The 12,421-nt window shown below is 46.5% G+C and carries 10 protein-coding genes and 1 pseudogene; 7 read left to right on the forward strand and 4 right to left on the reverse strand.

Translation table 11 applies throughout. From position 1 onward, the window contains the following. The first annotated feature begins 144 nt into the window (after positions 1–144). Genes ecsA through bslm_RS05345 form a run of 3 tightly spaced genes read left to right on the forward strand, consistent with a single transcriptional unit; the run spans position 145 to position 2,837 of the window. The gene (gene ecsA, locus bslm_RS05335; protein WP_003233230.1) at positions 145–888 is read left to right on the forward strand and encodes an ABC transporter ATP-binding protein EcsA; all 744 of its coding nucleotides are present in this window, start codon (positions 145–147) and stop codon (positions 886–888) included. Continuing rightward, on the forward strand, positions 881–2,107 hold the full coding sequence (gene ecsB, locus bslm_RS05340) for an ABC transporter permease EcsB (protein ID WP_041052751.1): 1,227 nt from the start codon (positions 881–883) through the stop codon (positions 2,105–2,107). The genes ecsA and ecsB overlap by 8 nt, the downstream gene beginning before the upstream one ends. Positions 2,108–2,126: 19 nt before the next feature. After that, positions 2,127–2,837 (forward strand): EcsC family protein, encoded by a 711-nt coding sequence (locus bslm_RS05345; protein WP_041052749.1) that lies wholly within the window; start codon positions 2,127–2,129, stop codon positions 2,835–2,837. Positions 2,838–2,854: 17 nt separating this feature from the next. Here bslm_RS05345 and sndC read toward each other — a convergent pair whose 3' ends face one another. The 4 genes and pseudogenes from sndC to hmoB all read right to left on the reverse strand — a co-directional run bounded on the left by sndC (position 2,855) and on the right by hmoB (position 6,435). Continuing rightward, positions 2,855–4,045 (reverse strand): N-acetyl amino acid acetylase SndC, encoded by a 1,191-nt coding sequence (gene sndC, locus bslm_RS05350; RefSeq protein ID WP_041052746.1) that lies wholly within the window; start codon positions 4,043–4,045, stop codon positions 2,855–2,857. A 72-nt stretch (positions 4,046–4,117) separates the two neighbouring features. Next, entirely contained in the window at positions 4,118–5,509 is a 1,392-nt protein-coding gene (locus bslm_RS05355; RefSeq protein WP_072557139.1) for a hypothetical protein, read from the reverse strand. 65 nt (positions 5,510–5,574) lie between these two features. After that, a pseudogene (locus bslm_RS05360) lies at positions 5,575–5,890 on the reverse strand (hypothetical protein). 44 nt (positions 5,891–5,934) lie between these two features. Then, a complete protein-coding gene (gene hmoB, locus bslm_RS05365; protein WP_024572544.1) occupies positions 5,935–6,435 on the reverse strand; it encodes a heme-degrading oxygenase HmoB in 501 nt (166 codons plus the stop codon). A 121-nt stretch (positions 6,436–6,556) separates the two neighbouring features. On the opposite strand from hmoB, the gene bslm_RS05370 reads away from it, so the two are divergent. The 4 genes from bslm_RS05370 to hemY all read left to right on the forward strand — a co-directional run bounded on the left by bslm_RS05370 (position 6,557) and on the right by hemY (position 12,315). After that, on the forward strand, positions 6,557–8,701 hold the full coding sequence (locus bslm_RS05370) for a transglycosylase domain-containing protein (RefSeq protein WP_046380900.1): 2,145 nt from the start codon (positions 6,557–6,559) through the stop codon (positions 8,699–8,701). Between the two features lie 121 nt (positions 8,702–8,822). Further along, positions 8,823–9,884, forward strand: a complete 1,062-nt coding sequence (gene hemE, locus bslm_RS05375; RefSeq protein WP_046380901.1) for a uroporphyrinogen decarboxylase — start codon at positions 8,823–8,825, stop codon at positions 9,882–9,884. Positions 9,885–9,955: 71 nt separating this feature from the next. After that, a complete protein-coding gene (gene hemH, locus bslm_RS05380; protein ID WP_014663414.1) occupies positions 9,956–10,888 on the forward strand; it encodes a ferrochelatase in 933 nt (310 codons plus the stop codon). Between the two features lie 14 nt (positions 10,889–10,902). Further along, the gene (gene hemY / locus bslm_RS05385) at positions 10,903–12,315 is read left to right on the forward strand and encodes a protoporphyrinogen oxidase (protein WP_003245394.1); all 1,413 of its coding nucleotides are present in this window, start codon (positions 10,903–10,905) and stop codon (positions 12,313–12,315) included. The last annotated feature ends 106 nt before the right edge of the window (positions 12,316–12,421 follow it).

Below are 12,421 nucleotides of genomic sequence, written 5' to 3' on the forward strand. Positions count from 1 at the left end.
GATATGCTTTTCCTCTACAACTATTATGATGTCCAGAACCCTGTCTCTTTATGACAGCAAATTCATCATTTGTTAAAAGGGAATTGTTTCAAATCAGGCCTTGTTTTTGGTACTATGAAGAAAAACACTATAAGGGGAGAAACTATGTCTCTGCTATCGGTAAAAGACTTGACCGGCGGATATACAAGGAATCCGGTTTTGAAAAACGTATCATTCACCCTTGAACCGAATCAAATTGTCGGCTTAATCGGGCTGAATGGTGCTGGTAAAAGTACAACAATCAGACACATCATCGGGCTGATGGACCCGCATAAAGGTTCAATCGAATTAAACGGTAAAACGTTTGCTGAGGATCCGGAAGGCTACCGTTCACAATTTACCTATATACCTGAAACACCTGTTTTATACGAAGAATTGACGCTGATGGAGCATCTTGAACTAACAGCCATGGCATATGGACTGTCAAAAGAAACGATGGAGAAAAGGCTGCCTCCGCTTTTAAAGGAATTCCGAATGGAAAAGAGGCTGAAGTGGTTCCCGGCCCATTTTTCTAAAGGAATGAAGCAGAAGGTTATGATTATGTGCGCCTTTTTGGCAGAGCCTGCGCTCTACATTATTGATGAGCCTTTTCTAGGGCTTGATCCGCTTGCCATTAACGCGCTGCTTGAACGGATGAATGAAGCGAAAAAAGGCGGGGCGAGCGTGCTGATGTCAACACACATTTTGGCAACGGCAGAACGCTATTGCGATTCGTTTATTATTTTACATAACGGCGAGGTGCGGGCGCGCGGCACGCTGTCAGAGCTCAGAGAGCAGTTTGGAATGAAGGACGCGGCGCTGGACGATTTGTATCTTGAGCTTACAAAGGAAGACGCTGGCCATGAATAATATGCTTGATATTTGGCAGTCGCGGCTGCAGGAGCATATCAAAGAAACAAGAACATACATGAAATATATGCTCAACGATCACCTCGTCATTGTTTTGATTTTTTTTCTAGCGGGCGCTGCAAGCTGGTACAGCAAATGGATACGGGACATTCCCGCTCACTTTCCGTCCTTTTGGGTGATGGCCGTGCTGTTTTCGCTCGTGTTGACAAGCTCTTATGTGCGAACGCTTTTGAAGGAGGCTGACCTTGTTTTCTTATTGCCTCTTGAAGCAAAAATGGAGCCTTACTTGAAGCAAGCGTTTGTCTACAGCTATGTGTCTCAGCTGTTTCCGCTGATTGCGCTGAGCATCGTTGCGATGCCGCTTTATTTCGCAGTCACTCCGGGAGCTTCGCTCGTATCGTATGCCGCGGTCTTTGTCCAACTGTTGCTGCTGAAAGCGTGGAATCAGGTAATGGAATGGCGAACGACTTTCCAAAACGACCGCAGCATGAAACGGATGGACGTCATCATTCGCTTTGCGGCGAATACACTCGTTCTTTATTTTGTTTTCCAATCTGTTTATATGTATGCGCTTCTCGTCTATGTCATTATGGCTGTTCTTTATCTGTATATGTCTTCCGCAGCAAAACGGAAAACATTTAAATGGGAAAGCCATATTGAGTCCGAATTGAGACGAAAGCAGCGTTTCTATCGGATTGCCAACCTGTTTACTGATGTGCCGCATTTGCGAAAGCAAGCCAAACGCAGAGCTTATCTCGACTTTTTGCTGCGGCTTGTGCCGTTTGAACAGCGCAAAACATTTGCCTATATGTTCACCCGCGCCTTTTTGCGTTCGAGTGATTATTTGGGCATTCTTGTCAGATTAACGATCGTTTTCGCGCTGATCATTATGTATGTCTCAGCTAGCCCGTTGATTACAGCGGTTTTGACTGTGTTTGCCATTTTCATTACGGGCATTCAGCTTCTGCCGCTCTTCGGCCACTTTGACCATCTGGCGCTTCAAGAGCTGTACCCTGTGAAAAAAGAAACAAAGCTGAAAAGCTATTTCTCTCTATTAAAAACTGCACTTAGTATTCAAGCGCTGCTGATGTCTGTTGCATCTGCCTATGCAGCCGGCTTGACCGGTTTTCTGTACGCGCTGATCGGTTCTGCCGTTCTGATTTTTGTTGTTTTGCCTGCTTATATGACAACCAGGCTGAAAAAGCACGGAAAGCTGTGAACTGAAAAGAGGTAATCAAATGACAGATAATCAGCTGCTGATGCAGGAAGCTTTGGAATGGAAAATGCATTTTTTGCGAAAGGATTCCATGTTTGAACGCTTTTCGAAGCGTGTCCAGACGAAGGTGAATGAACGGATTCCTGAGAAAATCCATACGGTCGTCACCGAGAGTGTGAGAAAAATGGTAGAAGCGACAATGGCCGGCTCCAATATCATCACTTATAAAAAGGATACAAGTGCACTGTCGCTCAGTGAAAAAAATGAATTGGCGAAAAAAACGATTGTTTCTTATCAGAAAGTGGCAGCTGCTGAGGGAGTCGGCACCGGAGCGGGCGGCATTTTTTTAAGCATTGCTGATTTTCCGCTGCTGCTTTCAATTAAGATGAAGTGTTTATTTACCTTGTCTTCCATTTACGGCTTTGATGTCAAGGATGCACAAGAAAGGATATTTTTGCTGCTCGTGTTTCAGCTTGCGTTTTCGAGTGACGATGGCCGTAAGTCGCTTTTTTCTGTCATCGAAAATTGGGAGACGGAGAAAAAGAGCATCGACTGGAGAGTGTTCCAGCAGGAATATCGCGATTATATCGACGTCGTGAAGCTTTTTCAGCTTTTGCCGGGCGTAGGAGCGGCAGTCGGCGGAATTGCCAATTATAAGCTGCTTGCTCAGCTTGGAGAAACGGCAAGACATGTTTTTCATCTGAGGATATTAAAGGAAACAGCCGGAGAATAAACACTCCGGCTGTTTTTTTATAGCTGATGATAGGTGATCGCAGCGCCGGCAAGGACCTTGGCCGCTGTCAGCATGGCTTTTTCGTTGATATCAAATTTCGGATGGTGGTGGGAATAGACTCGCTCTGGCTGTTCGGGAGCGGCGCCTGTAAAGAAAAAAGTGCCCTTCACGTTTTGTAAGTAATAAGCAAAATCCTCGCCGCCCATTTGTGGTTCACCGTCAATGACCTGCTGAACGCCCTCGGTATTCTTTGCGGTGCTCACCAAGTGGTTCGTTTCTGCAGGATGGTTCACAACCGCTGGATAACCCTGTTCATATGTGTACTCATAGGACGCGCCGTGCATGCTGCATATTCCTTTTACAACCGCTTCAATTTCTTTCTCCAGAATGTCCCGGACATTTTCATCAAAAGAACGCGCTGTGCCGATGAGTACTGCTTGGTCTGCGATGACATTAAACGGATTGTCGGCGATGAAGGAGCCTGTCGAAATGACGGCGGATTGAATCGGATTGACTTTGCGGCTGACAATGTGCTGCAAAGAGGAAACGATTTGCGAACCGATCAGGACGGCGTCTTTTGTATCATGCGGATGAGCGCCGTGGCCGCCCTTTCCGAAGACTTTAATCGTAAATCGGTCCGCCGCCGCCATGACGGCGCCGGGGCGGCAAAGAATAGTTCCGAGCGGCTCAGTTGCCCAAAGATGAGTGCCGAATATCACATCCGCGTTTTCGAGACAGCCGTCATCAATCATTGGCTTTGCGCCTCCCGGATAATATTCTTCTGCATGCTGGTGGATCATCACAAATGTTCCCTTCAGTTCATGTCTGTTTTGGTGAAGGACCTTGGCCACTGCGAGAAGAGCTGCGGTGTGGCCGTCGTGGCCGCATGCATGCATGACACCAGGCACTTTGGAGGCGTAAGGGACATCTTTTTCATCTTGAATGGGGAGAGCGTCAAAGTCGGCCCTCAAAGCGACTGTAGGGCCGGGTTCGCTTCCTTCTATATATGCTAAAACCCCTCTGCCGCCAACGTTTGTGCGGATTGGGACTCCTAACGATTCATAATAGGAAGCAATAAATGCGGCGGTTTTTTCTTCTTGAAATGAGAGCTCAGGATACATATGAAAATGGCGCCTGATCTCAACCATTTCTTCAAAACAGCCGTCGAGCTGTTTGTTTATCTCTTTCTGCAGTGTGGATATGGACAAAGCCGCTTCCCCCTTTTCTATGCTTTTCCATGATTGTATAGAAAAAGTCTGAATATTTCAACTCATGCTGTTTTAAAGCATCATCACAGCTGCGAGGGTTGTCACCAAAAGGCCAATCGCGACGGGAATGAAGTTTTTTCTGGCAAGCTCAAAAGGATCAACTTTGCAAATGGCCGCGGCGGGAATCAAAGCCCATGGGACCAGTGTTCCTCCGCCCACCCAGATGGCAGAGATTTGTCCGAGCGCGGTCAGAATAGCGGGATCGGCATGGAGAGCGGACGAAAAGAGCTTTGCGATGGAGCCGGCGAGAGAAATGCCAGAAAATCCTGAGCCGTCAAGGCCTGTTATGGCTCCAGCGGCAGTTAATGCAGCGGCGGCAAGCTCCTTTGACATAGGCATCATATGGGATAAAGCAATGCCAAGATCGTTGACAATGCCGTGGGAACCTTTAGGGAGTGAAGTGCCCAGTATGCTTTCATAGCCTGAGTCGCCAAGATAAAAGAAAGCGGCAATCGGGATGACGGGGCCGAAAACCTTAAAACCGAACTTAAATCCGTCAATAAAATAGCCGGTGATTTTTTCAAGCCCTTTATGCTTATACACGAAAAAATGAACGGTAAAGAGGATACAAATTGCAGACCCGCCAATTAACGCGGTTGCATCATTTCCTTGTAGGTTAAACAAGAGCATGCAGGCGATATCTGCAAGAAAGGCAAGCGGAATCAAAAAAGCCAGTATGGACCGCAGGCGTTTTGGCAAGTACAGCGAGTTGTCTTGTTCGCCGGAAAGAACGGGGGAAAAAGAAGCGGGATGCTCCTGTTTTTTGCGTTCGCGCTGAATCATGATAAAGGCAGCAGTTGTTGTTGTCACACCCATAATCAGCACAAGCGGAATGCTGGCCGAGACGACATCACCGACTGGAATGCCTGCTGCATCCGCAGTCAGCTTTGGCGCCGCTTGAATGACAAAGTCTCCTGACAGGGCAAAACCGTGTCCGAATAAGTTCATGGCCATGGCCGCGGCAAGAGGCGTCAAACCGGCACGTGCGGCTGCGGGGAGCAGGACGGCGCCGATCAAAGCGACACCCGGAGAAGGCCAGAAGAAGAGAGAAATGGCGAACATCAGGCCGCCAATCAGCCAATAGGCAGTCACAGGACCTCTCACAAGGCTTGCAAAGGGAGAAATCATCGCTTCATTTATCCCTGTTTTTGTTAACAAATCACTCATCGAAACGATAAAGCAAATGATGAAAATCGTGGGCAGCAGTTCGCCGGCCGCATAGATAAAGCTGTGGAATAAACTGCTGACAGAAGCTGAAAGTGAATGGCTGGACCATAGCGATATGATAAAAATGCCGAATAGAGAAATAAATGTCGTGTCTTTTCTCAGCAGCATAAATAGGATAATTGCTCCGATAAAAAACACATACAGAACATGGACAGACAAAATCCCGACTTCCATCATCGATCACTCCTTCCGCTTACAGATTATTCATAGGCGGGCGGAAGGTGCCGGGACAGAGGGGAGGGTTATGATGGAAGATGAACATTGATCTGTTTCAGCTGCTCAATCAGATGATGCCTTAATCCTCTATTCGCTTTTTGCAGATGTTTTGGGAAGCATTCAGGAGAAAAAATGACGCACCCTTCAGCAAGCCAGTTTTTTCTATAGGCGATGATGCTTTCCGATGGCTCTATATGAGTTATCCTCGTGCTGCATCTCGTAATCATCAAATCCGAACTGAAAACCGCAGCACGGGCAGATTTCATGAGAATGATTGCCTTCATGATCATATGGCGGTTCAGCCAATCCCTTAAACCCGCAGACTGGGCAAGTATGCTTCATTTTGCTTTCCTCCCAATAAAATAAGCTGCCGGACATGCCGGCAGCTATTCGACAGCGAAATATGTGGTGACATAGGAAGGCCGGGAGAAGATCGACGTTGTGTCAATTCCGGCAGATGTATCGCGTTTTTTGTGGGCTTCTTTGTAAGAACCGGACTGCTGCCAGTCTTGAAAGGCGCTTTCCGTTTCCCACAAGGTCAGAATGACATAGGTGTCACTGTCAAGCGGACGGAGCACTCGAATTGCTTCAAAGCCAGGCTCGTTTTCGACTTTTCCCGCTCTGTTTTTAAATCTGTTTTCAAACAGCGGACGTCCTTCCTGAGTGACGGCAATATTGTTCAATACTGCAAAACCGGGATGTTTGATCTCTCCGACTTGGTCAATGACTTCATAAGCGTGTGGTGCCTGGAAAACGGTATCTCCGTTTGTTTCATGAATCAAAATGGCGTTTTCCTGCCCCTGCATCAAAAGGATATTTTCTGAGGGATGCTTTTCTACGATCGTTTTTAAAAAATCGGCTGTCCCATATGTAATATAAACCTTCATATCAGCCACCTCCTGCTTGCTAGTATATCAAAACAATGGTATAAGTTTCTATTGGCGAGTGCTTCGAACATAATTCCAAACAATTTTTCCCATACTACCTTTAGAAAGGCGAGGTGAGTTCATGTTTAAGATAAAGAAAAAGAAACTTTTTATACCTATCATTATTTTAGTGTTAACTGCTTTTCTCGCTTTAATAGGATATATTTCAATTATTTTTCTCGGCCATTATGTCATAGATGAAAAGAAGCTGATACTTCATGCTTCTTCAAAAATTGTTGATCAAAACGGAGATGAGGTTGCAAGCCTGTATACAGAAAATCGCGAGCCGGTCTCGATCAATGAGATTCCAAAGCAGGTCAGAGAAGCGTTTATCGCTGTTGAGGATAAAAGGTTCTATGAGCATCACGGCATTGATGCAAAATCTGTCGGAAGAGCAGTGTATCGCGATATATTAGCAGGCGGAAAGGTGGAAGGCGGAAGCACGATCACCCAGCAGCTTGCCAAAAATATTTTTCTGACACATGACAAAACGTTTCTAAGAAAAACAAAAGAAGTGATCATTGCGATCAATCTTGAACGGGATTACAGCAAGGACAAGCTGCTTGAAATGTATTTAAATCAGCTTTACTTCGGACATGGGGTTTACGGCATACAAGCGGCGTCCCACTATTATTTTAATAAAGAAGTAAAAGATTTGACTGTATCTGAAGGCGCTGTTTTGGCCGCTATTCCGAAGGCGCCTTCTACGTACTCTCCAATTTTGCACCCTGATAAAAATAAGGAGCGGCGTGATACAATTCTAGGTATGATGAATGACCAAGGCTATATCAGTGCGAAAGAGGCTGTCACCGCACAGGGCCGAACGCTTGGACTGCACGTGAAGAAACAGTCGGAAACACCTTGGTTTGACAGCTACATTGACCTTGTGATCAAAGAGGCGGAAGACAAGTATTCCATTTCCGGAGAGCAGCTTCTTCAAGGCGGATACACGATCAAGGTGCCGCTCGATTCGAAGCTGCAGAAGACGGCTTACCAGGTGATGAAAGAGGGAAGCTATTATCCCGGAACAGATCAGAATGCCGAGGGAAGCGCGGTCTTTATTAATAACAAGACAGGCGGTGTAGAAGCGGCCATCGGCGGAAGGGATTACACATCCAAAGGATATAACCGTGTCACAGCTGTCCGCCAGCCGGGTTCCACATTTAAGCCGCTTGCCGTATACGGACCGGCGATGCAGGAAAAGAAATTTAAGCCATATTCTCTATTGAAGGATGAGTTGCAGTCCTACGGAGATTATACGCCGAAAAACTACGACAGCCGGTATGAGGGCGAAGTCACTATGTCTGACGCCATTACGTACAGCAAAAACGCGCCGGCTGTCTGGACGCTGAATGAGATCGGCGTTGAAACAGGAAAATCTTATTTGAAAGCAAACGGCATTGATATCCCTGATGAAGGCCTTGCTCTCGCTCTAGGAGGCTTGGAAAAAGGCGTTTCGCCGCTCCAGCTTGCCGGCGCGTTTCATACATTTGCCGCGAATGGAACGTATACGGAACCTTTCTTTATCTCGAGCATAATAGATGAAGACGGAGAAACAATAGCCGATTATAAAGAAGAAGGAAAGCGGGTTTTCAACAAGCAGACGTCTTGGAATATGACGAGAATGCTGCAGCAGGTAGTCAAAAAGGGAACGGCCACGTCCGGCACCTATCACGGCGACCTGGCGGGAAAAACAGGTTCTACATCTTATACAGGCGTCTCCGGCGCGACAAAGGACGCCTGGTTTGCAGGCTATACGCCGAAAATAACCGGGGCAGTCTGGATGGGCTATGACAAAACGGATCAAAACCATTATTTGAAAGCCGGGAGCTCATACCCGACGCGGCTGTTTAAGGATATTTTGACACAGGCAGGAGAAACCGGTCATGTGTTCACAAAGCCTAAAAACGTTAAAGAACTGGAAAGCCCGATTGAGCTGAAGCCGGTCAAAACACTCACAGCCGATTACACATTTAAAGCAGCGGGGCTCTTTACTATTGAATTAAAGTGGGACGCTCAAGAGGATGATCGGGCCGTATACAGAATTTATGTAAACAAGGACGGCGAGGAGACGCTTCTTGATTCGGTTGAAGGGAAGGGAAGCTATGAAATTCCTTATGCCAACTTATTTTCGGGCGCGTCTTATAAAATTGTGCCTTATAATACACAGACAAAAAGAGAAGGGGAAGGAACCGATTACGTTCAGCCAAAATTGTTTTCCTCTTAATGGAATTCGGCGATTTTTTGAACTTTGAGCTACATTTCTATACCATTTGCCTAAAACAAGGTATAGTGTAATAAGTCAAGAAATACGAACGTATGGTTGCCGTATGAAAGGTGGAAATCAGATGAGTAAACGAGAAACGTTTAACGAGACGTTTTTAAAAGCTGCGCGGGGAGAAAAAGCGGATCACACGCCTGTGTGGTATATGAGGCAAGCAGGGCGCTCACAGCCGGAATACCGCAAGCTGAAGGAAAAGTACGGATTGTTTGAGATCACACATCAGCCCGAACTTTGTGCGTATGTCACAAGACTGCCGGTTGAGCAATACGGAGTCGATGCTGCAATCCTTTATAAAGATATCATGACGCCGCTGCCGTCAATCGGTGTGGATGTTGAAATCAAAAACGGGGTCGGTCCTGTGATTGATCAGCCAATCCGGTCTCTGGCGGACATTGAAAAACTCGGCCAGATTGATCCGGAACAGGACGTGCCGTACGTGCTTGAGACGATTAAACTGCTTGTCAATGAGCAGCTGAACGTCCCGCTCATCGGTTTCTCAGGTGCGCCTTTTACGCTTGCAAGCTATATGATCGAAGGCGGCCCATCGAAAAACTACAATAAAACAAAAGCCTTCATGTACAGCATGCCGGATGCATGGAATCTGCTGATGTCCAAGCTTGCCGACATGATCATCGTGTACGTGAAAGCGCAGATTAAGGCAGGCGCAAAAGCGATTCAAATCTTTGATTCGTGGGTCGGCGCATTGAATCAGGCAGATTACAGAACATACATCAAACCCGTAATGAACCGGATTTTTTCAGAGCTCGCAAAGGAGAATGTGCCGCTGATCATGTTTGGCGTTGGCGCAAGCCATCTTGCAGGTGATTGGCATGACCTTCCTCTCGATGTTGTCGGGCTTGACTGGAGACTCGGCATTGCTGAAGCCAGATCAAAAGGAATTACTAAAACAGTGCAGGGCAACCTGGACCCGTCCATTTTGCTTGCGCCATGGGAAGTCATTGAGAAGAAAACAAAGGAAATACTTGATCAGGGTATGGAGTCAGACGGCTTCATTTTCAATCTTGGCCATGGGGTATTTCCTGATGTCAGTCCCGAGGTTTTGAAAAAACTGACAGCATTTGTCCATGAATATTCACAAAACAAAAAAATGGGTCAATATTCCTAAGCATATCTTTTGGTATCTTAATGATATCCTGTCAAAATGTTTGTATCAGATCATTAAAGAGGGTGTAAACAGTGAGTAGAAAGAAAATGGGGCTTCTCGTGATGGCGTACGGCACGCCTTATAAGGAAGAAGATATTGAACGTTATTATACACATATCAGAAGAGGCAGAAAGCCTGAACCTGAAATGCTTCAAGATTTGAAAGACAGATACGAAGCGATTGGCGGCATTTCACCGCTTGCAAAAATCACAGAAGAGCAGGCGCATAATCTGGAACAGCACTTGAATGAAATTCAGGATGAGATTACGTTTAAAGCGTATATCGGACTGAAGCATATCGAGCCGTTTATTGAAGACGCCGTAGCAGAGATGCATAAGGATGGCATTACAGAAGCAGTCAGCATCGTGCTGGCGCCGCATTTCTCCACGTTCAGCGTTCAGTCCTACAACAAACGCGCCAAAGAAGAGGCTGAAAAACTCGGCGGCTTAACGATTACGTCAGTTGAAAGCTGGTACGATGAACCGAAGTTCGTGACATATTGGGTTGACCGAGTGAAGGAAACATATGCGTCAATGCCTGAGGATGAAAGAGAAAACGCGATGCTTATCGTATCCGCACACAGCCTGCCGGAAAAAATCAAAGAATTTGGAGACCCGTACCCGGACCAGCTGCATGAATCGGCGAAATTAATTGCTGAAGGCGCAGGCGTTTCCGAATATGCTGTCGGCTGGCAAAGTGAAGGGAACACGCCTGATCCTTGGCTCGGACCCGATGTTCAGGATTTAACACGTGATTTATTCGAACAAAAAGGCTATCAAGCATTTGTATATGTTCCTGTTGGATTTGTCGCGGATCACTTAGAAGTGCTTTATGATAATGATTATGAATGCAAAGTGGTTACTGACGATATCGGCGCAAGCTATTACCGGCCGGAAATGCCAAATGCCAAGCCTGAATTTATTGATGCTTTGGCAACAGTCGTATTAAAAAAATTAGGACGTTAAAGAAGGCGATGAACATGAGTGACGGCAAAAAACATGTAGTCATCATCGGCGGCGGCATTACCGGTTTAGCCGCCGCCTTCTATATGGAAAAAGAAATCAAAGAAAAGAATCTGCCGCTTGAGCTGACACTTGTTGAGGCAAGTCCGAGAGTCGGCGGGAAAATCCAGACTGTCAAGAAAGACGGCTATATCATCGAAAGAGGGCCAGACTCATTTCTGGAACGAAAGAAAAGCGCCCCGCAGCTTGTTAAAGACTTAGGTCTTGAGCATTTGCTTGTCAACAATGCGACCGGGCAATCCTATGTGCTTGTAAACCGCACCCTGCATCCAATGCCGAAGGGCGCTGTAATGGGGATACCGACAAAAATTGCGCCGTTTGTTTCTACGGGTCTGTTTTCTTTGTCTGGGAAGGCGAGAGCTGCTATGGATTTCATCCTGCCTGCAAGCAAAACAAAGGATGATCAGTCATTGGGAGAATTCTTCCGCAGACGTGTCGGAGATGAAGTGGTCGAGAACTTAATCGAGCCGCTACTATCAGGGATCTACGCAGGCGACATTGACAAGCTCAGCCTGATGTCGACATTTCCGCAATTTTACCAGACGGAACAAAAGCATAGAAGCCTGATTCTCGGCATGAAAAAAACAAGGCCTCAAGGCTCAGGCCAGCAGCTGACGGCAAAAAAACAAGGGCAGTTCCAGACTCTGTCAACCGGTTTGCAGACCCTTGTAGAAGAGATCGAAAAGCAGTTAAAGCTGACGAAGGTGTATAAAGGCACAAAAGTGACCAAACTCAGCCATAGCGGCTCTTGCTATTCGCTCGAACTGGATAACGGCGTCACACTTGATGCTGATTCAGTAATTGTGACTGCTCCGCATAAAGCGGCTGCGGGAATGCTTTCTGAGCTTCCTGCCATTTCTCATTTGAAAAATATGCACTCCACATCCGTGGCAAACGTCGCTTTAGGTTTCCCTGAAGGCTCCGTCCAAATGGAGCATGAGGGCACGGGTTTTGTCATTTCAAGAAACAGTGACTTTGCGATCACAGCCTGTACGTGGACGAATAAAAAATGGCCGCACGCAGCGCCGGAAGGCAAAACGCTGCTTCGGGCATATGTCGGAAAAGCCGGAGACGAATCCATTGTCGATCTATCAGATAATGACATTATCAACATTGTGTTAGAAGACTTAAAGAAAGTCATGAACATAAACGGCGAGCCGGAAATGACATGTGTCACCCGATGGCATGAAAGCATGCCGCAGTACCATGTCGGCCATAAGCAGCGTATCAAGGAGCTTCGTGAAGCACTTGCATCTGCATATCCGGGTGTTTATATGACAGGCGCTTCTTTTGAAGGTGTCGGCATTCCCGACTGCATTGATCAAGGAAAAGCTGCCGTGTCTGACGCGCTTACCTATTTATTCAGCTAAAACCTCCGCTTTATCGCGGAGGTTTTTTTGATGTGCAATGGCAATATTGTGTAAAAAAATGATTGAATTGAACGGCAGGTTATGATACATTTGCATATGTACTTAA

It is taken from the genome of Bacillus sp. LM 4-2 (genome assembly GCF_000978495.1).
Taxonomy (GTDB): domain Bacteria; phylum Bacillota; class Bacilli; order Bacillales; family Bacillaceae; genus Bacillus; species Bacillus subtilis.